The organism is Pseudomonas sp. Q1-7 (genome assembly GCF_028010285.1).
In the GTDB taxonomy this organism is placed as follows: Bacteria; Pseudomonadota; Gammaproteobacteria; order Pseudomonadales; family Pseudomonadaceae; genus Metapseudomonas.
In genome coordinates, this window is sequence record NZ_CP116304.1 from 3635489 (window position 1) to 3660763 (window position 25275).

At 59.4% G+C, this 25275-nt stretch carries 19 protein-coding genes and 3 pseudogenes; 11 read left to right on the forward strand and 11 right to left on the reverse strand.

Annotated features, from left to right (window positions below; translation table 11 throughout):
• The first annotated feature begins 6 nt into the window (after positions 1-6).
• From PJW05_RS16840 to PJW05_RS16860, 5 genes are all read left to right on the forward strand, one after another.
• Positions 7-345 (forward strand): TrbM/KikA/MpfK family conjugal transfer protein, encoded by a 339-nt coding sequence (locus PJW05_RS16840; RefSeq protein ID WP_271408128.1) that lies wholly within the window; start codon positions 7-9, stop codon positions 343-345.
• A 111-nt stretch (positions 346-456) separates the two neighbouring features.
• Positions 457-2706: a type IA DNA topoisomerase gene (locus PJW05_RS16845; protein ID WP_271408129.1), complete on the forward strand. Its 2250-nt coding sequence runs from the start codon at positions 457-459 to the stop codon at positions 2704-2706.
• A gap of 15 nt (positions 2707-2721) precedes the next feature.
• On the forward strand, positions 2722-3174 hold the full coding sequence (ssb, locus tag PJW05_RS16850; RefSeq protein WP_271408130.1) for a single-stranded DNA-binding protein: 453 nt from the start codon (positions 2722-2724) through the stop codon (positions 3172-3174).
• Between the two features lie 236 nt (positions 3175-3410).
• Entirely contained in the window at positions 3411-4148 is a 738-nt protein-coding gene (locus tag PJW05_RS16855; protein ID WP_271408131.1) for a nucleotide-binding protein, read from the forward strand.
• Between the two features lie 9 nt (positions 4149-4157).
• Positions 4158-4763, forward strand: coding sequence for a hypothetical protein (locus PJW05_RS16860; protein ID WP_271408132.1), 606 nt, complete (start codon positions 4158-4160; stop codon positions 4761-4763).
• Positions 4764-4782: 19 nt separating this feature from the next.
• Here PJW05_RS16860 and PJW05_RS16865 read toward each other — a convergent pair whose 3' ends face one another.
• Positions 4783-5088 carry a TraK family protein gene (locus PJW05_RS16865; protein ID WP_271408133.1) on the reverse strand — a complete coding sequence of 102 codons (306 nt, stop codon included), beginning with the start codon at positions 5086-5088 and terminating at the stop codon, positions 4783-4785.
• 342 nt (positions 5089-5430) lie between these two features.
• Here PJW05_RS16865 and PJW05_RS16870 point away from each other — a divergent pair, with 342 nt between their 5' ends.
• From PJW05_RS16870 to PJW05_RS16890, 3 genes are read left to right on the forward strand one after another with little or no spacing between them, the layout of a single operon-like run.
• Positions 5431-5772 carry a plasmid mobilization protein gene (locus tag PJW05_RS16870; RefSeq protein WP_271408134.1) on the forward strand — a complete coding sequence of 114 codons (342 nt, stop codon included), beginning with the start codon at positions 5431-5433 and terminating at the stop codon, positions 5770-5772.
• Complete coding sequence (locus PJW05_RS26635) at positions 5762-8815, forward strand: LPD7 domain-containing protein (RefSeq protein WP_333908709.1); 3054 nt, start codon at positions 5762-5764, stop codon at positions 8813-8815. The genes PJW05_RS16870 and PJW05_RS26635 overlap by 11 nt, the downstream gene beginning before the upstream one ends.
• A gap of 30 nt (positions 8816-8845) precedes the next feature.
• Positions 8846-9829 (forward strand): hypothetical protein, encoded by a 984-nt coding sequence (locus PJW05_RS16890; protein ID WP_271408136.1) that lies wholly within the window; start codon positions 8846-8848, stop codon positions 9827-9829.
• Between the two features lie 580 nt (positions 9830-10409).
• Here the strand turns inward: PJW05_RS16890 and PJW05_RS16895 are convergent.
• The 4 genes and pseudogenes from PJW05_RS16895 to PJW05_RS16910 form a co-directional block, all read right to left on the reverse strand.
• Positions 10410-11312 (reverse strand): annotated as a pseudogene (locus PJW05_RS16895) (IS3 family transposase); the annotation flags it as partial.
• Complete coding sequence (locus PJW05_RS16900) at positions 11313-12662, reverse strand: IS110 family transposase (RefSeq protein WP_442969162.1); 1350 nt, start codon at positions 12660-12662, stop codon at positions 11313-11315.
• 224 nt (positions 12663-12886) lie between these two features.
• A pseudogene (locus PJW05_RS16905) lies at positions 12887-13147 on the reverse strand (transposase); the annotation flags it as partial.
• A 281-nt stretch (positions 13148-13428) separates the two neighbouring features.
• Positions 13429-13890: pseudogene (locus tag PJW05_RS16910) on the reverse strand (enoyl-CoA hydratase-related protein); the annotation flags it as partial.
• A gap of 62 nt (positions 13891-13952) precedes the next feature.
• On the opposite strand from PJW05_RS16910, the gene PJW05_RS16915 reads away from it, so the two are divergent.
• Positions 13953-14933 carry an IS5-like element ISPst5 family transposase gene (locus tag PJW05_RS16915; RefSeq protein ID WP_014820685.1) on the forward strand — a complete coding sequence of 327 codons (981 nt, stop codon included), beginning with the start codon at positions 13953-13955 and terminating at the stop codon, positions 14931-14933.
• Between the two features lie 134 nt (positions 14934-15067).
• On the opposite strand, the gene PJW05_RS16920 is transcribed toward PJW05_RS16915, so the two are convergent.
• The 5 genes from PJW05_RS16920 to PJW05_RS16940 all read right to left on the reverse strand — a co-directional run bounded on the left by PJW05_RS16920 (position 15068) and on the right by PJW05_RS16940 (position 20820).
• Positions 15068-15514 (reverse strand): enoyl-CoA hydratase-related protein, encoded by a 447-nt coding sequence (locus PJW05_RS16920; protein ID WP_271408137.1) that lies wholly within the window; start codon positions 15512-15514, stop codon positions 15068-15070.
• 28 nt (positions 15515-15542) lie between these two features.
• Positions 15543-16817, reverse strand: a complete 1275-nt coding sequence (locus PJW05_RS16925) for a CaiB/BaiF CoA transferase family protein (RefSeq protein WP_271408138.1) — start codon at positions 16815-16817, stop codon at positions 15543-15545.
• Between the two features lie 24 nt (positions 16818-16841).
• Complete coding sequence (locus tag PJW05_RS16930) at positions 16842-18509, reverse strand: GMC family oxidoreductase (RefSeq protein WP_271408139.1); 1668 nt, start codon at positions 18507-18509, stop codon at positions 16842-16844.
• 80 nt (positions 18510-18589) lie between these two features.
• Positions 18590-19225, reverse strand: a complete 636-nt coding sequence (acuR, locus tag PJW05_RS16935) for an acrylate utilization transcriptional regulator AcuR (protein WP_271408140.1) — start codon at positions 19223-19225, stop codon at positions 18590-18592.
• A 71-nt stretch (positions 19226-19296) separates the two neighbouring features.
• A complete protein-coding gene (locus PJW05_RS16940; protein ID WP_271408141.1) occupies positions 19297-20820 on the reverse strand; it encodes a CoA-acylating methylmalonate-semialdehyde dehydrogenase in 1524 nt (507 codons plus the stop codon).
• Positions 20821-20936: 116 nt separating this feature from the next.
• Here PJW05_RS16940 and PJW05_RS16945 point away from each other — a divergent pair, with 116 nt between their 5' ends.
• A complete protein-coding gene (locus PJW05_RS16945) occupies positions 20937-21878 on the forward strand; it encodes a LysR family transcriptional regulator (RefSeq protein WP_271408142.1) in 942 nt (313 codons plus the stop codon).
• A 476-nt stretch (positions 21879-22354) separates the two neighbouring features.
• Here the strand turns inward: PJW05_RS16945 and acuI are convergent, their stop codons facing one another.
• Positions 22355-23338: an acrylyl-CoA reductase (NADPH) gene (acuI, locus tag PJW05_RS16950; RefSeq protein ID WP_271408143.1), complete on the reverse strand. Its 984-nt coding sequence runs from the start codon at positions 23336-23338 to the stop codon at positions 22355-22357.
• Positions 23339-23762: 424 nt separating this feature from the next.
• Between acuI and PJW05_RS16955 the strand changes: the two genes are divergently transcribed.
• A complete protein-coding gene (locus PJW05_RS16955; protein ID WP_271408144.1) occupies positions 23763-25262 on the forward strand; it encodes an aldehyde dehydrogenase family protein in 1500 nt (499 codons plus the stop codon).
• Positions 25263-25275: the final 13 nt, after the last annotated feature.

The window sequence follows — 25275 nt, forward strand, 5'->3', positions numbered from 1 at the left end:
ACCCCAATGAAACAGCGTGTGTATCGCGCGACGGCCCCCTATTGCCGCAAGAAAGTCTCCAGCCTGTTCCTGGCTGGCCTGATCGCCTTCGGCGCGTCCATGTCAGCTGCTGCCAGTGACCCTTGCGAAGTGACCCTCTGCATGTGGGGCAAGGTGACCGGCCAGGGAGGCGGCAGCGCCTGCTCTGGCGCCATTTCGAAGTTCTTCGGCATTCAGGTCTGGAAGCGAGGCAAGTTCAGGGCCGGTGCCACCAGCGATGCTCGGGAAAAATTCCTTGGCAGGTGCACCGAGGCCAAGGGCGAACAGAAACAGATCATTCGGAAATTCGGCCGCGTGCTCGGCTAACGCCATTCCTCCACCCTCTCCCCGACTCACACACGACGTTCCACAGCGGGCAACTGCGCGCTGTGCCTACGCCTGCGTGATGGGTTCCGGGGACTTCAAGGAAAGAACCTGATGCGACTCTTTATTGCAGAGAAACCCCAGCTCGGCGCTGTCATCGCCGAAGCCTTGGGCGGCGGCACGCGGAAGTCCGGCTACATCGACTGCGGCCGCGACGCGGTCACCTGGTGCATCGGCCACCTGTTGGAGCTGTCTCCACCAGAGGCCCACAACCCGGACTATGCGAAATGGAATGCCGAGCACCTGCCGCTGAAAATACGCCCGGTGAAGTATCAGCCCATCGAGCGCACGGCCGACCAGCTCGCCGTGGTGGGCGAACTGATAGCCCGGGCGTCGGAGATCGTCCACGCCGGCGACCCGGACGAGGAAGGCCAGCTGCTGGTGGACGAAGTGCTGGACTACTTCGGCAACCGCAGCCCGGTCAAACGTATCCTGATCAGCGACCTGAACACCAAGGCCGCGCAGAAGGCTCTCGGCGAGCTCCGTGACAACCGCGAATTCCATGGCCTTTCTGAACGTGGCCGGGCGCGGAGCATTGCCGACCAGCTCTACGGCTTCAACATGACCCGCGCCTACAGCCTCGCCGCGTCGGCCAAGGGCATGAAGGGCGTGCTGTCGGTCGGCCGGGTGCAGACGCCAATCCTCGGTCTGATTGTCAACCGCTACCTGGCCAACAAGCACCACAAGGACGCGTACTTCCACACCCTGTCCGCGACCATGGACATGGGCGGCGATCCGATAAAGACCCGCCTGGACCTGAAGGCGCTGGCGAACACCCCGCCGGCGGGCGTGGATCCGACGCCCGCGCTGGACGACAAGGGCCGCATCCATGATCAGGCCTTCGCGCTGGACATCGTCTCCGCCTGTACCGGTCAGGCTGCCCAGGTGGTCAGTGCCAGCGTGGTGGAAAAGGAGAAGTCCGCGCCGCTGCCCTTCGCGCTGCTGGATCTGCAAGGTGTGGCCAGTGACGAGCTGGGCTTGAGTTCCCAGGCCACCCTGGATATCACCCAGCAGCTGCGCGAGAAGTACAAGGCGATCACCTACAACCGCTCCGATTGCGGGTACATGAGCACGGAGCAGTTCGACCAGGCGCAGGAGACCATTGCGCTGCTGGCCAAGAGTTTTGCCGCCCTGCAGCACGCCGACTGGTTTGCCGACGTAGACCCCAGCCGCAAGAGCCGCGCCGTGGACGACAGCAAGGTGACGGCACACACCGCGATCATCCCGACCCCGACCCTGGTCGACCTCAATCAGATGAGCAAGAACGAGCGCAATGTTTACGCGCTGATCGTTCGCCAGTACCTGATCCAGTTCCTGCCGCCGAAACGCTTCGATTCGGCATCCGTGGTCTTCGACGTGGCCGGGCACCGCTTCAACGCCAGCGCGACCCAGCTGCGCGACCCGGGCTGGTCCTCGCTGGTGAAGGACGCGACAACGGACACCGAGAGCGATGCCGGCGACGAGGAGGATCAGGGCACAGAGGCGGCTTCGTCCGGACAGTTCGAGCGCCTACAGGCGATGGCCAAAGGCGAGGTTGGCACATGCCAGAAGGTCGAGGCCGAACGGAAGAAAACCAGGCCGCTGCCGCTGTACACCGAAAAGACGCTGCTGGCGGACCTGCGGCGGGTGGCCAGGTACATCAGGGATCCGGCCCTGCGCGCCTTGCTGGTAGACCGTGACGACGGCAAGCAGCAGGAGCACGGTGGCATCGGTACGCCGTCCACCCGCGCGGCGATGCTGGAGACGCTGCGCAACCGCAACTTCTACACGGTGGAGAGCAAGAAGTTCGTGCCGACGCCGCTGGGTATCTCCTTCATCCAGCTACTGCCACCGATTGCCACGTCGCCGGACATGACGGCGCTCTGGCACGAGCAGCAGAAGAAGATCGAGGCCGGCGAACTCTCCGTGGATGCCTTCCTCGACGAGCTCGACGGTTTCATTGTGCACCAGGTGGCGAACGTCGAACTCGGCGACATCCAGTTCCAGCGCGAAGGCGTCGCGTCGGTGCTGGCCCTGAAGTGCCCCCAATGCTGCGGTGACCTGGTGCGAACCCCGAAGCTGGTGGCCTGCAAGGCCTGCGAGTTCCGCCTGTTCCCCGTCATCGCGGAAAAGGCGCTCACCGATGGCCAGATCGAGCAGCTGCTGGCCAAGGGCAAGACGGGCGTCATCAAGGGCTTCAAGAGCAAGGCCGGCAGTGCCTTCGAAGCCATGCTGCGGCTGGACAGGGCCACCGGCAAGGTGACCTTCGAATTCCCTCCCAAGAAGCCCGCCAAGGGCACCCAGAAAGCGGCCTCGCGCCGATAACCAAGGAGCAGACCTATGGCTCGCGGTATCAACAAAGTCACGCTGGTGGGTCACCTCGGTGGCGATCCGGAAACCCGCCACTCTCCCAACGGTAACGCCGTCACCACCATTTCCCTGGCCACCAGCGAGAGCTGGAAGGACAAGCAGAGCGGCCAGCAGCAGGAGCGCACCGAATGGCACCGCGTGGTGTTCTTCGGGCGCCTGGCTGAAGTCGCCGGGGAGTACCTGAGCAAGGGGAGTCAGGTCTACATCGAGGGCAGTCTGCGCACCCGCAAATGGGACAAGGACGGCGAGGACCGCTACACCACCGAAGTGGTGGTCGACATGAACGGCACCCTGCTGCTGCTCGGCGGCCGTCCCGAGGATGGCAGCGCGCCACGCCCAGCGCGTGAAGCCCGGCAGCCCTCACAGCCCGCTCCGCAGCCGGAGAGGGACGACGACGGCTTCGACTCCGATCTCCCCTTCTAACCCCGTCCCCTCTGACCCGGTCAGGGGCCGCGCCCCCGGCTCGTCGTGCAGCTCCACCGCACGGCGAACGGAGGCACGGGCGAAGCCTCGCCCTTGACCGCCTCCCCCAATCAGCCTCACGGCGGGTGCCCAGGGAGCGCTCTTCCCCCTGGGCGCCTGCCTCCCGGCGAGGGCGGGGATGCAAGGGGCGGAGCCCTTTGCGCTTCCAACTCAACTCATGACATCGAGGATCTTCTATGGACCTTCAGAACTCCATTCACTTCATCCTGCAGGGCAAGGGCGGCATCGGTAAAAGCTTCATCTGCGCGGTCCTCTCGCAGTGGCTCAAGGACCAGACCGACCAGCTCTACCCCTACGACACCGACCAGGAGAACACCACGTTCAAGCACTACAAGGCCATCGGCGCCGAGCACATCCCGTTGATGAACGACTCCCGGACCATAGATGCCAAGCGTTTCGACGCCCTGATCGAGAAATTGCTCACTCCCGAATCGGGCATTGCCGTGATCGACAACGGCGCCAACACCTTCTCCCCGCTGCTCGCCTACCTGGTCGAGAACGATGTGATCAACTTCCTGCAGGAGAACGGCAAGAAGGTCTTCATCCATACCGTCGTCGGCGGGGGCGATACCTTTCTCGATACCGCAATTGGCTTCAGATCAATTACCGAGGGTGTGCCAGAAGCCCCACTGGTGCTCTGGATGAACGAGCACTTCGGCACCCTGCAGTCACCGGATGGCAAGGGTTTCACCGAGATGGCCGTGTACTTGGAAAACCAGGACCGCATAGCCGGTACCGTGCTGCTGGCTGCACGTAACCACCAGACCTATGGCGACGACATCAAGCGGATGAACCAGCTGCGCCTGACCTTCGATGAGGTCATGAGGTCCACGGCGTTCAGCATCATGGAGAAGCAGCGCCTGAAGCAGGTTGCCCGGGACATCTATCACCAGCTTGACGAGATCCAGTTCTAAGAGGCCGCCATGGATGAGCAACAGCGGGAGTTGATCGCCGTCGAGGTGTTCAAACGAACAGGTATCGCGCTCAGTGCAGATGATCCGGTGTTTGTGGTCGCCGATCTCTGCAAGGAGATCATCAAGAGCGATACGGAACTCTATATCGACAAACAGCAAGCGGTGCTCAAGGCCATTCGCGAGATTCCTGGCGCAATCAGCGATGCAGTGGAAGTTGTCGCCAAGTCCGTGGACCGGGCTGAGGAGATAACGCGCGAATTGGCCGAAGCGGCGGTCGATAAAGCCAAGGCTGAAGCCACTGAAGCGATTACAGCAGCATTGGTCGCGCACTTGAGCGGAGCCAATGACAGTCTTGCCGAGTTGGAGCGACGCTTGAAATTGGTCGGCAGTTCTTTGCGCGCCCCAAAGGCGTCGCGCTTGAACATGGTATTGGGAGTTTCGCTATTGCTCTGCGCAGTAATGCTTCCACTATCCATGCTGATACAGCAGTCGGCACTGGAAAAAGCACAGCAGGAATCTCAGTACTACTTGCGCGAACTTACCACCCTGGAGCGCAGCATCGAGCAACTTCCGCCGATGCTGCAGGAGAAGATCAAAAGGAACGCAAAGCCCTGAGTGGTTGCCGGGCAGCATCTCAATCGAAAATGTTCCCCGGCGCCGTTGGGTCATGGACAAACCGCCTCGGTCTTCTTGGATCGTGCTGCGCTTTCTGCTTCGCAGGAGTAGCCCTCGGGGCATCGGCAACCCTGCCCGCGTCCTGCCTCAGCTTTTTGATGTAGAGGGTGAATTGGTGGTAGCCGATCTCAAGTTTTCCGCTCTCGACCAACGCGGTATAGATCGCCTTGATGGTGTGGCCAAGGTCGAGCTTTGACTGAATCTCCGCCATCAAGGGGACGACTTGGCTCTTGCCATTTCGGGGTTTGGATCGCCAATCGCTCATGGAGTCCCTCCTCAGTATCGCTCCAGTGACATTTTGTTCAACTTAGTTCAACTACCGCCCCTATAGCATACCCACAGTTCAAATCTGTGCAACTTAGATCTAATTAGTTCAACTCAATTCAACTGCCGCCGTGCCGGGCAAAGCGTTGTTAAACGCAGAGGCACGTTACCGATTGTTTACGGGGGCTGCGCTTATCCCCTTCAACAATCGTCCGTGCCAAAGGGGGAACCCCTTTGAAACCCCGACAGTGGCTGTCGCCACTGTCGAGCAGAACCCACCTCCCGAGTTACCCGTTCGCTCATCCGTCATTGGTCATTTGGTCAGTCATGGCCAGGAGTCCCCATGTCCGAGAAGAAGCCAAAAGGACGCGTGGTCGCGTTCCGCGTCTCCGAAGACGAGTTCGCGACCCACGCCGAGAAACAACCCGCCAGCGGCCTGACGATGTCGGCCTACCTGCGGCGGGTATTTCTGGAAGGCGAAGTGACCATAGTCCCGCCTTCAAAGAATCAGGAACGACTGTTGTTTCTCTACAACAAGTCGAGCAACAACCTGAACCAACTTGCCCACCGAATTAACCAGGCACAACGCGGCGAGATAATATCGGAGAAATTATACCGGAACCTGGCCAATCAGTTGATTGCCATTCGGGAATTACTTCTAAGCGGCATCCAAAATGTTGATTAGATGCCGGGGTTATAACAGCGGCATCAAGGAATATCTGGAAGAAGGCAACAAGGCCGGTCGCGAATTGAGTCGAGACGAACTGGATCACCGGATGATCATCGATGGCGATCTTGATCTTACGCACCTGACCTATCAGAGCATGCCCGATAGAGGTCAGGATCGTTATCTTTCCTTCACCTTATCCTTTGCCGAAGATGTAATACCCGAACAGGCGCTGCGGGATATTACCCGCGAGTTCAAACACTTCATGATGAATGCCTACCATGAGGATGAGTTCAACTTCTACGCTGAAGCGCACATACCCAAGGTCTTACAAATAACCAACCGCCAGACGGGGGAATTGGAGGATCGCAAGCCACATATCCATATCGTCATACCACGCAAGAATCTGCTCACCGGGAAGGAAATGAATCCGGTCGATGACTACGACCGTCACGTCGATTACTTCGAGGCCTTTCAGGAGCACATCAACCAGAAGTACCAGTTGGTGTCGCCCCGCGAGCGCATCCGGGCGAATCCGCAGGACGCAGCCAGCGTGCTCTCCCGCTACAAGGGTGACAACTTCCGCGGAAAGAATCGCGAGTTCAAGGCGGACCTCGTGCGCCAGGTGATCGAGCGGGGCGTGAAGACCCGGGCGGACTTCTACCAGCTGGTCGGCCAGTTCGGCGACACACGGATCCGCAACGAGGGCAAGGCCACCGAGTACATCGCGGTGAAGCTGCCCGGCGACGAGAAGTTCACCAACCTCAAGGAGTCGATTTTTGGCGATGACTTCGTGGTGCGCCGGGAACTGAAGAAGGATCCGCTGCCGGCCCACGTGATCGCGCAGCGGCTGAACGCCTGGCCCGAGCGGGCCCGGGAAATCAAATACATCAGCAAGGCCGGGCCATCGGTGCGTCAGCGCTACTACGCGGCGCCGGAAGACGAGCGCCCTGCCCTGTTGGCTGAACGCATCGAGCGTTTCTATCGAGGACACGGAGCAGCGTATGAGCACCTACACACTGGCCAACGGGCGCGAGATCTTCAGCGAAGTGCTGCTGAAGCTGGACGACAAGGCCCTGGCCGATCTGCCGATGGCCTGCAAAGCCTGTCCGGAAGCCATGTGGATGCTGGCCGGCAAGGCCGACAACGTGACGCCCAAGTGCTTCTGCCGGCAGATGCACGCCTTCACCTGGCCACCGATCAAGGGCCAGGGCGAGGAGATCCTGGATTGCGACCTGCTGTACCAGCAGGACGAGATCGAGGAGCCGGACGAGGACAGCCCAGCGCCGCCGCACGCGGAACCGGGCAACAACGGGCTGCACGACCTTCAGCTCCTGACACCGGAACACGACGCGGACGCGCCCCAGGGCAGCCTGAATCCCCTGGACGAACTGGACGCCATCCCCGAGTAGCTCGGCAAAAGCTCCCACCCTATGCGCGCAACCCGAACCGCCCGGCGTACGTGGATGATGTGGAGCGGCACACAGAACGCATCCTGCGCGCCATGCGCGGCCCTCCGCCTTCGGGCGCGGGGATCCGCGTTCGCATCGCCAGCGCACAGCTAAAGGACCAGGCACGCGAGTCCTCAACCCCTGCCGCCTATGCCCTCCGGCAGCACGAACACAACAGCCTGCAGCCGGCCGAGCGCCGCGCCCTTCGACAGCTCAACCAGCGCTTCTACGAAACCCGTCGCCTGGTGCGTACCGACCCGCGTTTTACGCGGCAGGAACGCGCCCAGCTGGTAGCGGTGCTGGTGTTCGAGCGCATGAAGGCCAAGCAGGCGATCACCCACCCACAACTCCACTCAGAGAGCACCAGTATGCGAAGTGCAGAGATTCGAGCATTGGTCGATCGGCAGCAGAAGCATCTGCCAAACAACTCCATTTCCGGCCCGGACCAGTTGCTGCCGGCGCGACAACGTATCCAGCGTCTGATTCAGCGCGCCCAGGAGGCCGTGGACGAATTCAAGACGTCTGGGCGTACCCAGTCCGGCAGCACCCAGGACATGTACACCAAGCGTGCGCGCTTCAGCCAGGACGTGCATTACTTGGACAAGAAGAGCGACAAGACGGTGTTCGTCGACACCGGCAAGTCGATCAACCTGCGTCGGCACGGCATGAGCGAGGCGGGCGTTTCGGTCGCTCTCGATCTGGCCCGGGAGCGCTTCGGCAGCACACTCACGATCAAGGGAAGCGAAGAGTTCAAGCGCACCATCGTCGATGTGGCGGCGAAACGGGGCCTGGATATCCACTTCACCGATCCTCAGATGAACGTGCGCCTGACCGAGCGCAAAGCCGCACTCGCCCTCGAACAGGAAGGCCAGATCATCACGCAAGGTACACCCGAGGCTACGCCGGCAGAAGCGGAGCCGAACAAGGAAGCCCTGCAGTCAGTGATCCGTGGCGAGCTCCTGGAGCACGGCGCAGCGCCGTACCAGCACGACCCGAGCAAGGACGCCAGCTACTTCGTGCGGCTGCGCACGGAGTCCGGCGAACGAACGCTGTGGGGCACGGACTTCAAGCAGCTGATGGCGCAGTACCAGCCTGGCGAACGAGTCCGCCTGCAGGATCACGGTACCCAGGCCGTGAACGTGGTTCACCAGCTCGCCGATGGCACTGCCGAAACCAAGGTCGCGCAACGTCGCACCTGGACGGTGAAGAGCGAGAGCATGTCCGTGGCGCGTGATCACCCTGGAGCGGGCTTACCAGCCAAGGCGGCGCCCGCAGAACAGCAGCCTGACACTCGCCTTCCTGGCGATCAGATTCTGCTGGTCACAGGGGCGCTACGCGAAGTCGGGTTCGACGATGAAGCCGATGTATTCGCCGAGGCGGTACTTGATGCAAACCGCTGGCCGGATGCTTTAGCGAACCTGCGCAAGCTGGCCAAGGAACCAAACCCGAACGCCTCCCCCGAGGCGAAAGAGGTGGCTCACAACATGTATCAACGTGTCGAGCGTGAGTTGTACAAGCAGGGCGTCGACTTCCAAACGGTGGCCGACACCGGCCGCGCAATCGAGCCGTCGGCGCCGTCGACCGACCGTAGCCAGGACATTCCGTTCTGACCCCTGCCTGAACGCGGGTGACCTGTGGGCATGCCCCGCAGGTCACCCGCGCCGTTTCTCATTCCCTCCCAAGCCCCGCGGCCCACGGCCCTGGGGCTTTTCTATCTGTCCTTCCTCTTGGCTGCTTCGCTGTCGCGCTGGCCCATCGGTGGCTGGCACCACACGACTGTGGCCGTCGTTGACTGGAGTTTGCTTGTGCGTAGGGAATACGTGCCGCGCGTGAACCAAGGTGGCAATTTCTGTGGCCATGAAGTCGATGCGCCGAAGCTGGACCTCATCACCCCGACAACCCAAAAACACCGTCCGGGCATCCTCAGCGAACTGCAGGCTCGCGTGAAGAGTTACTACACACGTCCAACCATGATTCCGTCGCTGCGTGCAGCGAACCGCAGTGCGACTGGCCGCCAACAGCGCAGCGAGCGTCGCGAGGCGTGCCTGCAGCTGCTGGCAGCGATTCTCGAATTCACGGACGTGGCGTCTCTGCGCTGTGGCGTGCCGACGTCCTCGGGTTTTCTCTCGCTGACACTGGATTACCTGGTGCGCTATACCGGTCTGCATCCGCGCCGCGCCGAGCGGGCAATGGCGGACCTCAAGCGCGCGAATCTGATGACCGTGAAACAGGCCCGTCAGCTGCAGGCAGACGGCACCTGGCGCGGCCTCGCCGCCGTAAAGGCCGTCAACAAGCTGTTGTTCACCGCCTTTGGCCTGGGCATGCGCCTGCGCCATGAGCGCGATCGCGCCACGAAGCGGCTGGCGAAGAAGGCAGCAAAGTTGGGCGGGACCTTGACGGGCTGGGCACGCAACGCCTTGCTGATGGGACGGAGCAGCACGCCCCAATTCCGCCCGCCGGCGCCGAGATCGCCGGATCGATCTCCGCGCGGCGTCGATGCCTTCACCTATCAGCGGGCTCGCACAGAGCTGCTGGTGGCGCTCATGCAGACCCACCCGGGATTATCAGCCGCCGAGTATCACGCCAAGGCCGACCAGATCCTTCACGACAGGATGCATGCCTGAAACAGGGCAGGCCTCGTCACGTCCAGAATTCGGCAAATCGGCCATTTCCGCCCCGGATATCGCCTCGCTGCCCGCCTCTTCTGACCTCGACTGACACTCCCGCACGCAGGCCCGGCGTGCGGGAGTTTTTGGCTGGTAGTTAAGTGTCGGGAAGGCTGCCAGTAGGTGTCGGGCATTAACCAGCAGGTCTTAAAAGAATCAATAAAGCGGTGGTGCTGCGCACCAAGAAAAATGCCCCTTCGGGAAGCTTTCTACCTTGAGCGCGCCGGGCGCTTCCGTGCAACAGCCCGTCTAAGCGGCCCGGCCTGCGGCCGCCCTCTTCGGCGCTGCGCGCCTACGCCCCCTACGGGGCGCCAAGACCCCGGATAAATCGCCCCCGGCCGACAAGTCGGCCGAGTGCTCAACCGGGCGCGTGTGCGCGCTGGGCTGGAAGCTCAGAGCTGCCTGGTAGGCCAAGGAGCAGTTAGTCACCCTTGTGCGAGCGGCTCAACTGTTCGGCCTCGGAGCCCCCTTAATAAGGAATCGGCAAACAACACTGTTATAGTTATAAGCATTTGCCCGGCAGGGTGTTTTGTAGTGGTCAACCCATTCCGGACAGTGGGTTAAGTTTTTCTTCGGCCACCGCAGGTGGCAGTCCGTCGTTGAACTGATGCGGCCTGATCCAGTTGTAACGGTGCATCAGGTAATGACTGATGTCCCGTTGAGCTTCCTGGGCGGTCAGGTATCCGGTCGTTGGTACCCATTCCGACTTCAGGCTTCGGAACAGGCGCTCCATCGGCGAGTTGTCCCAGCAATTACCCCGACGGCTCATGCTCTGCTGCATCCGGTAACGCCACAGCCGCTGGCGGAACAGGCGGCTGGCGTACTGGCTGCCCTGATCCGAATGGAACATTACCTGTTGTGGCTTGCCGCGTTGCTCGTAAGCCATGTCCAGGGCCTTGATTACCAACTCGGCATCCGGTTTGGCCGAGAACGCCCAGCCAACTACCCGACGGGTATGTAGATCCAGCACTGCGGCCAGGTAATGCCAGCGACCTTGCGCCCAGACATAGGTGATGTCGCCACACCAGACCTGATTGGGAGTTTCGGTCGTGAACTCGCGATTCAGCCGATTCGGAATATCTGGTCGTTCAACAGTGGCTTGCTTGTAGGCGTGCGAGCCCGGCTGCTTGCTGACCAGGCCCAGTTCACGCATTAGCCGGCGTACACGAAAACGGCCAATCGTCTCGCCACTCTCGCGCAGCATGCCCAAGATGCTCCGGCTTCCGGCCGAGCCTCGACTCTGACTGAACAACTGATTGACCTGGCTGCGTAGCGCCACGCGGCGAGCATCGATACGGCGACATCGAAGACGATGGGCGTAGTAGCAAGAGCGCGCCACATCGAAGGCTGAACAGACCACCTCTACCGGCTCCTGCTCACTCAACTGGTCTATCAGCGCGTACGATCGAGTTCGTCTGACATCAAGAGAGCGGTAGCCTTCCTAAGAAACACCTTCGACGGCCTGTAGCGTGAAGCCGAATTCGGCTGCTCGCCGGTGCAGGCCTCTGACCACGCGCTCACGATATTTTTGCTCATAGTGGTCGGCTCCCGGATCCTGATAAGCCATGCCGAAGCGCATCGCGTTGTAGAACAGGATGGCGATCTTGCGCGCCGTGGCGGTCACCGCCTTGGCCTTGCCGATACGCGCCGACAAGCGTCGATAAAAAGCGCCCAACGCCGTGTTCGTTCTGCCAGTGGTTACGGCAGCCAACCGGAGATGGGCTGTCACCCGATTCTTGGTCTTGCGCGTGTGTGCCGAGAGCACTTTGCCGCCGCTGATCCGGCAACCCGGCGCTAAGGTCAGCCAGGAGGTGAAGTGCTGGGCGGTACGCCAGCGGCTCAGATCGGTACCGCACTCGGCGACTAACCGCAGTGCCAGGTAGGGGCCGATGCCGTGGATCTGGGTCAGATCGACGCCGACCAGTTGATAGAGCAAGACACGGACATCGAAGTTGAGCGCGTTCGGCTGTCGCGCGCGGTGGCGTGGCTTCGGTAGCGGTTCACTGGGTGAGGGGCGCTGCCGGGCGAGCCGCTGCAGGCTCTCGGCAATCTGCTGGTCGCAGACTTCAAGCTGCGCCTGATAGGCGTCGTACATGGCCAATGCCTGCGCCAGGGCAAACACATGTTCCGGCTGGTAATTGCCCACCAGGGCACTCTGGATGGTCTCAACGCTCGACTTGCAGCGGGTATCGCGCAGGGTTGCCAGTGTCGCCGCGTTGCGCTCGCCGGCGACGATCGCCCGGATGATGCGCATGCCGGTGGCCCCGGTAATGTCGGCGACCACATGCTGCAATTGCAGGTTCATGTGGGTGAGCGCCTTCTGCATGTGCTGGATATGCGCCGCGGCGTAATCGAGGTGGCGTTCGCGCAAACGTAGATAACTGCGTAACGCTGCGATCTCGCGCTCGGGATGGAAACTGGCCCGCAGCAAGCCACAGGCATGCAGACGCTGGATCCACTGCGCATCGTTGACGTCGGTCTTGCGCCCAGGCACAGCGCGGGCATCGCGCGCATTGGCCAGCACGACGTGCAAACCGTGGCTCTCGAGAATCTCGTAAACCGGAATCCAATACACCCCGGTCGACTCCATCGCCACCGTGGTGACGCCCAGCTCGACCAGCCAAGCGGCCATGCGCTCCAGGTCGGCGGTAAACGCCTTGAAGGTTTGCACCGGCTCTTCGGCGAGATCGATGGGCACGGCCACCACATGGAAGCGCGATCCGATGTCGATGCCGGCTGCACGCTGGTGAATCACTGGCAGACCCTGCCGCTGTGAACTGGACGTTTTCATGAGAACCCTCCACTTACCGGATGTACTGGACGGGGACTCGGATCAGATCACATTCCTAAACGGGGTCACGAAACGCGCCACCACTCACGGGTCCGCAGCTTCCCCTGGGTCAGGTTTTTTGACGGGGACTGAGCCTCCAAAAAGCAGACGACCACTGTCCAGCGCTGTCAGTGTAGTGGTCGTGTTTCTAGCCCAATGGGGCGCGGTGCGCCGGGGAGGCGGTTTTTTAATATCGCTTTCTCCCGCTCCAGCCGGTTGATCCGGGCTTCCAGCTCTTGGATCTTCTGCTGCTCGGGCGTCAGCGCCTTGCTCTTCGGGGTGACTCCCTGGCGCTCATCTTGGAGCTGTTTCACCCAGCGGCGTAATGCCGAGTCCACGACGCCCAGCGAACGGCAGGCTTCGATATGGCTGTAGCCTTGATCCAGTACCAAGGCCGCTGCCTCTCGCTTGAACTCGGCGGAAAACGTACGTCGTTGCTTGTTCATCAGACACCTCTTTCACGGCGAGGATTTTCGCCTAAATCGGTGTCCGGGATCAGTAGACCACTACATTTCTCCTTCTCGCTAAGTCTGCCGGGGGCGATAGCGGACACCTTGGATCGGTGTCCGCCACCTACCTGGCCATGTTAAGCGCCAGTAGCGGCCGACCGGCGCTGAGCCAAGAGTCCGTTAGCCAGACTGCCGAACCTGATGTGGGCAAAGCGCGGGGCCAGCCAGCAGCACCTCCACCACGGTTCAGGCTTGTGCGTGATACAGCGCTAAGACTCTCAGCGATGCCGGAACACCGGCGCACGTTTGGTGAGAAATGCCTGCATGCCCTCCTTCTGACCATCGGTCGCGAATGCCGCCTGGAACAGCCTCCGCTCGTACCGCATGCCTTCCGTTAAGCCCACCTCCAAAGCCCGGTTCACTGCTTCCTTCGCCATCCTTACGGCCGGCGCGTTGTAGCCAGCTATGGTGTGCGCAGCTTCGAGGGCGGTTTGCAACAGGTCAGCCGGAGGTACAACACGAGCAACCAGCCCGGCAGCCCTAGCCTCATGGGCGTTGATACTGCGACCGGTCAAGATCAGGTCCATCGCCAGTGCCTTGCCTATCGATCGGGTCAGTCGTTGCGATCCACCGATGCCAGGCAGAATTCCCAGCTTGATCTCCGGCTGGCCGAAATGGGCGTCTTCTGACGCAATGATGAAATCGCACATCATCGCTAGCTCACAGCCTCCACCTAGGGATGGTCTGAAAAAGACTTCCCGAATCTGGTGAAATACGCCGATCCCGTTGCCCGAGTTTCCCGATGAAGCAAATGACCTTCGCCGACGCCGAGTACGCCGGCAAGCGCAAGCAGACCCGCAAAGAGTTGTTCCTGATCGAGATGGATCAGGTGGTGCCGTGGAAGGGTTTGATTGCCCTGATCGAGCCGCACTACCCCAAGGGTGAAGGTGGTCGTCCGGCGTATCAGCTGATGGCGATGCTGCGCGTACATTTGATGCAGAACTGGTTCGGCTACAGCGATCCAGCGATGGAGGAGGCGCTGTACGAGACCACAATCTTGCGCCAGTTTGCCGGGCTGAACCTAGAGCGTATTCCCGACGAAACCACCATCCTCAATTTCCGTCGCCTGCTGGAGAAGCACGAGTTGGCGGCCGGGATTCTGGCGGTGATCAATGGTTACCTGGGCGATCGGGGCCTGTCGCTGCGCCAGGGCACCATCGTCGATGCCACGCTGATCCATGCGCCGAGTTCGACCAAGAACAAGGACGGTAAGCGTGACCCGGAAATGCACCAGACCAAGAAGGGCAATCAGTATTACTTCGGCATGAAGGCCCACATCGGCGCGGATGCCGAGTCTGGCCTGGTGCACAGCGTGGTGGGGACGGCAGCCAACGTTGCTGACGTTACCCAGGTCGACAAACTGCTGCATGGAAAGGAAAACATGGTCGGCGCCGACGCGGGTTACACCGGCGTAGAGAAACGCCCGGAACATGAAGGCCGGGAGGTGATCTGGCAGATTGCGGCCCGCCGCAGTACGTACAAGAAGCTGAGTAAGCGCAGTGCGCTGTACAAAGCCAAGCGCAAGATCGAGAAATCCAAGGCCCAGGTGCGCGCCAAAGTCGAGCACCCGTTCCGGGTGATCAAGCGCCAATTCGGCTACGTGAAGACACGCTTCCGTGGCCTGGCGAAGAACACCGCGCAGTTGGTGACACTGTTCGCGCTGTCGAACCTGTGGATGGCGCGCCGACATTTGCTGACGAATGCAGGAGAGGTGCGTCTGTAATGCGGGAAATGGCCGGCGCGAGGTGCTCGCGCCGGCTATAAATCCGGAAAGAGGGGATGATTTGATCGTTTTTTAGCCGAATCACCGTTTTGAAATCGGCAAGGGCTGGAGTCAGCCAGAAATACCTGACTACTTCAGACCATCCCTAGCGCATAGCCACTAACAGCAGCGATGATCGGTTTGCTGATAGTGGGCACTTCCTGCCAGGCGGCGAAAATATCTCTCGACTGCAGCTCGACGAAGGTCTTGTCGGCCATCTCCTCAATGTCAGCCCCCGCCGCAAAGGCCCTGGGGCTGCCTGCAATGACGATGGCTCCAATATTGTCGTCGGCATCAAAAGTGCGAAGCGCTGCGACCACTTCTTGAGACATGCGCACATTCAGTGCATTGAGACTCTTTGGCCTGTTCAGTGTGAGCAAACCGACACGGTCCCGCCTCTCGACCAAGATAGTTTCGTAGCGGAGTGCCGGTGGCGGCTCGATAGCAGAAGCCTCGGTGCCAGCTTTGACGATATCGGATTGCGAGCTTGTGCCCTTCGGGATGGAAGATTTTTGCGAAGATGAAGTTGCTGCGCTTGACATGGGTGGCATCTCCTTTTGGATTGGCAACTTAAACAGAATCAGGCAGTGGGCATTTTTGTTGGATATTGATTTCCTGCGACAAACACTCGTTGAAAGGTCCGGTAGATGGCGCATAGTCCCCAGTTCGTGACATCAACTGCGAAAGAATCCGCTCACGGTGTTCATCAAGAGCAGGCGCGCGTATTGGGGTGGACACATCTATGTCGGCGAAGGAGCTGAGCTTGATCGGATTGCCTGCGGTGCGTACAGGACGTCCTCCGGCACCTTGCACCTGGATGATCATGTTGCGTGCATCGAGTTGGGGATGGTCGAACAGCTGATCAATCGTGTTGAGTGGCGCGCAAGGAACCCCGGCTTCGTTGAGTCGTTCAACCCAGTAAGCTATCGGCGCAGTGGTAGTGATTTTCTCAATCGCTTTCACTAACGCTGGGCGATTTTGGCAGCGTAAATCGTTACTAATGAACATCACATTGAGTGCTAGCTGAGGGTCACCCAACGCGTCAGCCATAAGCATGAACAGCTGGTCATTGCCTGCGGCAATGACGAATCGTCCATCTTGCGCTGCGAAAGTTTCAAAAGGTGCAAGAGAGGGGTGGCTGTCGCCTGTACGTGTAGGTACTTTTCCTTCCACGTCGTAACGGGCCAACGCGGTTTCCATGAGCGCGGCCTGGCAGTCCAGCATCGCGATATCCACCCGCGTGCCCTGTGCATCCTGGGTTCGCTTGTAGAGCGATGACAGGATGCCAATGACGGCAAACAGCGCAGCGCTGAGATCGCCAAAGCTTGTGCCGACCCGGGCAGGTTGCCCATCAGGCCAGCCGGTCAAGCTCATGATGCCACCCATGGCCTGGACCACCATGTCGTAACCCGGTAGGTCGCTGTACGGTCCCGTGTGCCCGAAACCTGAGATGGAGGTGTAAACGAGATGGGGGTGGGTGCGCGCCAGGCGTACGGCGCCATAGCCCAATCGATCCATCACACCAGGCCGAAAATTCTCGACCAATACGTCCGCTTCGCCGAGCATTCGTTCGAGGATATCGCGGTCTCGGGGACTTTTGAGGTCCAGCGCGATGCTCTCTTTGCCACGGTTAAAGCACATGAAGTACGCTGACTCATTGTCTACGAATGGTCCGAACGCACGCGTATCGTCTCCGGTGGCGATCCTCTCGATTTTGATTACCCGAGCCCCGAGATCGGCCAATATCATTGTGCAATAGGGGCCCGCCAGAACACGCGAGAAATCTAAAACGGTGACCCCTTCGAGAGGGCCTTTCTTTGGGGATGTGCCTTGTGGGAGGTCCATATTATTGTTTCCACGGTTGATGGATTAAATACCCGCAATGATCCAACGCGCAGCTTTCTCCGCAATCATCAATGTCGGACTATTGGTGTTGCCGCTCGTAATAGTGGGCATGACACTTGCGTCCACCACCCGAAGACCGTGAAAGCCATGCACGCGCAAATGACTGTCCACCACTGCCATCGGGTCGGATGCTCGTCCCATCTTGGCGGTGCCGACAGGATGAAAAATCGTAGTGCCGATTTCTCCTGCCAGCCTCGCTAGTTGTTCGTCCGTTTCGTACTGAGGGCCCGGCTTGTATTCGTAAGGGTGGTAGCGCGCCAAGGCCGGTTGTGCTGCAATTCGGCGGGTCACTCGTAGTGAATCAGCCGCCACCTTACGATCTTCATCAGTGCTTAAGTAATTGGGTGCAATGATCGGAGCGGTACGGTAGTCTGAACTTTGGATAGTCACTTTGCCGCGACTGCTTGGACGTAGGTTACACACACTGGCGGTAATAGCCGGGAACGTGTGCAACGGTTGTCCGAACGCTTCCAGACTTAGCGGTTGGACGTGATACTGAATGTTGGGGTATCGATAGGACTCATCACTGCTGGTAAAAATCCCCAGTTGTGAAGGTGCCATACTCATCGGCCCACTACGCTTGAGCACATACTCTAGTGCGATTGCGAATTTTCCCCACAGTTTGGTTGCCTGGGTATTTAGGGTTGGTGCACCGTGAATTTGATATATCGAGCGGATCTGTAGGTGATCCTGCAGATTGTCGCCTACTCCAGGCAAATGCTTCACAACAGGAATATGATGCTCATTCAGCAAGTTAGCATCTCCTACTCCAGAAACCTGCAGCAACTGCGGAGTACCGATGGCGCCCGCGCTGAGAATAACTTCACGACGGCTAAGAACCCTGTGGTGTTGTCCCTCATTTACGATTTCGACGCCATAACATACTTGCTGACTATCTTCACGCAATTCAAATAGTAAACGGGATGCTTGAGCTCCTGTCCAAATCGTAAGATTCCGGCGCTTTTTTCGGATGGGTTTTAAGAACGCCTTGGATGCATTCCACCGCAAGCCACTTCGTTGGTTTACCTCAAAGTAACCAACACCATGGTTGTCTCCGCCGTTGAAATCTTCGGTTGCAGGGATACCAGCTTGCTGTGCAGCCTCGGCAAACGCATCGAGTATTTCCCAGCGAAGGCGTTGCTTCTCTATACGCCATTCCCCTCCCGAACTATGCAAGGCTTTAAATCGTTCGATTTGGCTGCCCAAATTTCCGGTAGCGCTAGCGTCAAGGCGATAGTGATCTTCGTGAGCGCGGAAGTCCCTCAGGCAGTTCTCCCAATTCCATTCCTCATCACCAGTGACCTGTGCCCAGTGGTCGTAATCTTGGGCTTGGCCACGCATATAGATCATCCCGTTAATACTTGAGCATCCCCCTAATGTCTTGCCTCGGGGATAAAGCAGTTCACGGCCGTTCAGTCCAGGCGATGCCGCAGTCCGGAAGCGCCAGTCAGTTCGCGGATTGTCAATGCAATAGAGATATCCGACCGGTATGTGAATCCAGGGGTAATTGTCCGGGCTACCAGCTTCAAGAAGTAGGACTTGGCAGTTCTCATCGGCGCTGAGACGGTTGGCAAGCAAGCAGCCAGCCGTACCCGCCCCGATGATGATGTAGTCAAAGGTTGGCGTTTGCATCGTGACACCCTGTTGTGGCGAGCAGTGGATAAGCGCTCATTTAATTAGACCGATCGTCTATTAATGGGTAAAAAAAAGCCTTAGGACCTAAGGCTCATCAAAAACAGATCTGCAAATACACGCAGGGGATCTCCCTTGCGCTCAAGCTTGGCGCGCAGTACGGCACCCTCCCAGCCTATCCAAAAGAAAGCGGCCAATCGCGCGCAGTCAGTATGCTGAGGTATTTCACCGGCACTCTTTGCCGCCTCCAAGCAATGTTCGAACCGACTCTGCCAGTCCAAGAGCACATCAGTCAGTTGCGCGCGAAATGACTCCGGGAGCGCTCCCATCTCCTGGCCCAGATTACCGACCAAGCAACCCCGGCTGAAACTGAACTTTTCCATCCCGCGCTCGGCATCCTGACAAAATGCATCAATGCGTTCTAACGGAGTGAGACTTTCATCCAGCAGAAACCGGTCCAACTTGCGTGCGAAGTAATGGGCATACAGGGTGATTAGTTCTGACCCAAAAGCCTCTTTGCTCGCGAAGAAATGATAGAAAGACCCTTTGGGCACACCCACTGACGACAATATTTCGTCAAGGCCAGTGGCCGAAAAACCCTTCTCGGTCAACGCAGCCACGCCTGCGCGACATAGGGTCTCACGGGTTTCTCGGTAGTCGCCGGCAGCTTTCGCCGGACGGCCACGCTTACGGGGAGTAGCTTGGATTTGGCTCATGAGGCAATTAATAGACTAGTCGTCTCGAAAAATCAAGAGGTTTTTCGAGACGACTCCCGAAGGGGCTGCCGCTATTTTGCGGTCGGCATCGCGAACTCTGCGCCTTTGGCAATGCTTTCCGGCCAACGCTGCATGATGGATTTTTGCTTGGTATAGAAACGCACGCCCTCTTCACCGTAAGCATGCATGTCCCCGAAGAGGCTCTTCTTCCAGCCGCCAAAACCATGCCAAGCCATCGGCACAGGAAGCGGGACGTTGATGCCCACCATCCCTACCTGGATACGGCGACTGAATTCACGGGCTACGTTACCGTCGCGGGTGAAGCAGGCCACGCCGTTCCCAAATTCGTGGTCATTGACCAGTTGCACGGCCGTAGCGAAATCAGGCACACGAACGCACGCCAGTACCGGACCAAAGATCTCTTCCTGGTAGATGCGCATATCCGGAGTGACGTGGTCGAACAGAGTACCGCCCATCCAGAAACCCTCTGCACACCCTTCACCTGCCTCCGCCGCATTGAATTCACGGCCGTCAGCCAACAACTGGGCACCTTCTTGTACGCCGAGCTCGATGTATTCCGTGATCCGGGCATGAGCGGCGGCCGTAACGATTGGGCCCATTTCAGCGGCCAGGTTGGTGCCATTGAGAACTTTCAAGGCTTTGGTCCGTTCCAGCAGCTTTGGTACGACCTTGTCGGCCACGTCACCAACCAGCACCGCCACGGAAATCGCCATGCAACGTTCGCCGGCTGAACCGTAGCCCGCGCCGATGAGGGCATCCACGACCTGGTCGACATCTGCATCCGGCATGACCACCAAATGGTTTTTCGCACCACCCAACGCTTGCACACGCTTGCCATGGCGAGCGCCAGTTTCGTAGATGTAGTTGGCGATTGGCGTGGAGCCAACGAAGGACACCGCCTTCACTTCGGGGTGCACCAACAACGCGTCTACGGCTTCCTTGTCGCCCTGCACAACGTTGAACACACCATCCGGCAGGCCTGCTTGCTTAAGGAGGTCTGCCATGAACAGGCTGGCGCTCGGGTCGGTAGGGCTGGGCTTGAGAATGAAGGTATTTCCCGCGGCTATTGCCACCGGGAACATCCACATCGGCACCATCACGGGGAAGTTGAACGGGGTGATACCGGCAACAACACCCAGTGGCTGACGCAGCGTCCAGTTATCCAGGTTCGTGGACACCTGGTCGGAGAAGTCGCCCTTGAGCAACTGGGGGATGCCACAGGCAAACTCAACGATATCAATACCGCGTGCGACTTCGCCCAAAGCATCGGTGAAGACCTTGCCGTGCTCAGCAGTGATCATGTGAGCCAACTCGTCCTTGTTCTGGTTCAACAACTCCAAGAACTTGAACAGAATTCGCGCCCGGCGAATCGGTGGGGTGTTGGACCAGCTTGGAAAGGCTGCCTGGGCGCACGCTACCGCAGCATCGACGTCTTGGGCGGTACCTAAACGCACACGGCCGCTAACAGCTCCAGTGGCGGGGTTGTATACGGGCTGAGTGCGAGTGCCGTTGCCGGTGACATGTTCACCGTGGATGTACTGGGCAATCTCTTGAGTATCGTTTGCTTGGTTCATGACGTGTCTCACTACGATGGGTAAGTCGGAAGTGCCCCCAGAGCCTAGGGAATCCCCCTCCCCCCAACAACGCCACAAACTTGAATTGATTGTTCACGATGGTGAACAATAGATCCATGAACGACAAAAATATCGAAGCCCTTTGGGCTCATCTGCATTGGCTGATCGTCCTGGAGCAACAAGGCAGCTATACGGCTGCTGCGGCTCGCCTTGGAGTGAGCAAGGCAGCCATGAGCCAACGCATCGTTGAACTCGAACGCGCAGTCGGCATGCCGCTTGTGCGGCGCACAACCCGCAGCATGCGCCTTACCGAGGTTGGCCAGCGGCTGGTGGATGACATTCGAACGCCGTTCGAGCGAATAGCGCACAGCTTCGCGGGTGTCCGTGACTTGGCGGGGGTGCCGACCGGGCTGCTGCGCGTGACGGCCCCTGTCGCCCTCGCACGTCAACAACTGGTGCCGCGCTTGGCAGAATTCTCACGTGCCAATCCTGAAGTCCGGTTGGAGTTGGAGCTTTCCGACCGCATCAGTTCGCTGTCGATGGAAGGGTTTGATTTGGCGATCCGGCACGCAGCCACCGTACCGGACACGCATGTGGCCTGGCAGTTATGCAACACGCGGTCCCTATTGGTCGCCAGTCGCGCCTACCTGCGGCGCCGTCATGCGCCTAGCACACCTGAAGCGCTGTCAGAACATGACTGCTTGTATTACCCGCGCGCTCAAGAGACGCCCACCTGGGCCTTCGAACCTCTGGATGGCCGTTCAGGGGGCGAGAGAGTCACGGTGGCAATCACCGGTCCGTTCGCAGCCAACAATAGTGAGGCACTGCGTGATGCAGCGATAGCAGGACTGGGTATCGCACTACTGCCAGATTTCAGCGCTCAGGCGGCCCTGGAAGCCGGAAAGCTGGTCGAGATTCTCCCTGAATGGGTGCCGGTGGGAACGTTCGCAGAACGGCTCTACGCCGTTCGCCCCTACGCAAGCCATGTGCCGTTGGCGGTCTCCACGTTTGTGAGTTTTCTGCGCCACGCATGGGTATCCGGCTTCGCGCCGAAGTAGCGTCTTCGACGTTGCCACGGCACTCCGCGGGTTCGCGGTTGCGGATGTAGGGATAGGAGCAGGGAGGAGACTTTAGGAGCGGTGAGTTCGCACTCGGGTCGGGCAGATCGCCAGTCAGTTGTTGATCTGGGTGGTTGGCCGCCAACGCACATGGGTGTTCGACCTTGAAAGGGTAAAGCTGGGCTCGGCACGTCGTATTGTCCTTTGGTCCCTAGGCCAGGGCACAGCGCCAGTCAGGGGTATTGCAGAGAACATCCCCGCCCTACCCCGCATTGACTGCTTTGTCGCAACAGGCCACCGGGGGTTCTCTCATAGACAGCAAACGGCGGTGGATCGCGCCACCGCAGTTCGAGCTGCGACAGCGCTTGCCCACTTACTCCTGGAGCAGTCAGAACTCACGCCAGGAGTGATGGCCGAAGACCTGCATCAGGAACTTCCACTGACCAAGCGCAGGCTTACTACTGGATCACTGTTGTTCAGCGGTTTACGTCCACCACCAGACGACCCCTGACTTTCCCTTGCAACAGATCGCTCGCTGCCTCAAGACTCTGCGGCAGCGCAATCTCGCGCGTGATTTCTGTCAGTTTATGGAAATCCAACTCGTCACAGAGACGGCTCCATGCTTCGACTCTTCGTGCATAGGGCTGCGTGACACTGTTGACGCCGAGCAGACTTACGCCTCTCAGAATGAAGGGCGCTACTGATGCCGGGAAATCCATACCTTGAGCCAAACCACAGGCAGCTACCGCACCTTCTGCTTGCGTGCCGGCACAGACATTGGCGAGCGTATGGCTTCCGACAGAGTCGATTGCGGCGGCCCATCGTTCCTTTGCAAGAGGACGCCCCGGCTCTGACAGCTCAGATCGATGAATGACAGTCTCGGCTCCGAGGTGCTTGAGGTACTCGGTTTCCTCAAGCCTCCCTGTCGCAGCGATAACCGAATACCCATTGTTGGCTAGGAGCGCGATTGCAAAGCTTCCCACTCCACCGCTGGCTCCAGTGACCAGAACCTTGCCGTGCTCCGGGCGAACTCCATGACGCTCCAATGCCATTAGGCAGAGCATGGAAGTGTATCCCGCCGTACCAATGGCCATCGCCTGTTGCTCACTGATGCCCAGGGGAAGTGGAATCAGCCAGTCACCGTTGACTCTTGCTTTTTGCGCCAGGCCTCCCCAATGAGTCTCACCTACTCCCCAGCCATTGAGCAGCACCTTGTCGCCGGCCTGGTACTTGGGGTGTGTGCTGTTCTCGACGGTGCCAACGAAATCGATCCCCGGCACCATCGGAAATTGGCGCACAACTGGGCTTTTTCCAGTGATTGCCAACCCATCCTTGAAATTGAGGGTGCTATAGGACACCCGCACGGTCACATCACCTTCGGGAAGTTGTTCGTCGCTCAGGTCGGTAATCCGAGCCTGGTACGTCGAGTCGACCTTATCAATCAAAATTGCCTTGAACACATTCACCTCCTTTTAGACCGATCGTCTATAAATCAACCAAAAAGCATCAGCGTTCGATGCGGGTATTAACTCCTTGATGAAACATCGAGGAGTTGATCCATGAGTCAGCTGGCGCAACGCCTGGCGCCTTCCCAGCCAACTCTGCCGAGAACTGCCCATTCCGGACACAGGATGGCAGTCACGCGTAGCACATTCCCCTCACGATCCTAAGAGGTGATCTCGCAAGCTGTAGGCTTGACGATTTCATCGTGCGAATAATTAGACCGGTCGCCTCGAAAAGTCAAGCACGCATGCGCCAATCCAGGAAGCGGACCTTGTCGCACAAAATTCCGTGTGAAGAAATTGTGGAAATTAGATATTGACATATCTCGATATGACAAATAGCTTAGAAATCGCAAGCCACCCTACCCCCTGGAGATACCCCATGCAAAAGCTCGACGTTACCCTCCCGACCTACGTACCCGACAGCAGCTACGGCCTGTTCATCGACAACCAATGGGTTGCTGGTGAAAGTGGTGAGACCCTTTCCATCATCAATCCCGCTAACGGACAAACGCTCACCAGCATCCCGAACGGCACAGCCGCCGATATCGATCGTGCGGTGCAGGCCGCTCAGCGCGCCTTCGAAACCTGGCGGTTAACCAGCCCCATCGAGCGCGCCAATGCCCTGCTGAAAATTGCCGATCTGATGGAAGCCGATGCAGAACGTTTCTCCGTCCTGGAGACTCTCGACGTAGGCAAGCCGATCCGGGAAAGCAGCAGCATCGACGTCCCGCTGGCCATCGATCACTTCCGCTACTTCGCCGGCGTGATCCGCAGTCACTCCGACGAGGCGGTAATGCTGGACGAGCAGACTCTCAGCATCGTGCTCAGTGAGCCACTGGGCGTGGTGGGCCAAGTAATTCCCTGGAACTTCCCGCTGCTGATGGCAGCCTGGAAAATCGCCCCGGCCATCGCGGCGGGTAATACTGTGGTCATCAAACCATCCGAACTGACCCCGGTTACCATCCTTGAGCTTGCGAAGATTCTCGCCAAGGTTCTACCGGCCGGCGTCGTGAACATCGTCACCGGCACGGGGGCCTCTGCAGGCCAGGCGCTGCTGGACCATCCGGACGTGCGCAAGCTCGCCTTCACCGGCTCGACCGGTGTCGGCATGCGTGTCGCCGATGCGGCGGCGAAGAAGCTGATTCCGGCGACCCTCGAGTTGGGCGGCAAATCGGCCAATATCGTCTTCCCCGATGCAAACTGGGACAAGGCCGTGGAAGGCGCTGCTCTCGCCATCCTCTGGAACCAGGGCCAGGTTTGCGAATCCGGCGCACGGCTGTTCGTCCATGAGTCGATCTATGAGCGCTTCCTAGCCGAGGTCCAGCAGAAGTTCGAAGCCGTGCGCGTGGGCGACCCGCTGCATCGGGACACCATGATGGGGGCCCAGGTCAGCAAGACACAAATGGAGCGCATCCTTGGTTACATCGATATCGCCAAGCAGGAGGGCGCACGGGTGCTGATCGGCGGTGGTCGCCTGACAGGGCCTGCTTACGATAACGGCTTCTTCATCCAGCCGACCATCCTGGTCGACGTACGCAACGACATGCGCGTGGCATACGAGGAGATCTTTGGCCCTGTCCTGTGTGTGATTCCGTTCAAGGATGAAGCGGAGGTCATCGCCATGGCCAACGACTCGGACTACGGGCTGGCTGGTGCGGTCTGGACCCAGGACATCAATCGCGCGGTGCGCGTGGCACGTGCGGTGGAAACCGGTCGCATGTGGGTGAACACCTACCATGACATCCCTGCCCACGCGCCCTTTGGTGGCTACAAGAAGTCCGGCCTTGGAAGAGAGACCCACAAGTCCATCCTCGAAGCCTACAGCCAGAAGAAGAATATTCTCGTCAGCCTCAAAGAAGCGGCCCATGGCTTGTTCTGATGCTGTGAAGCGG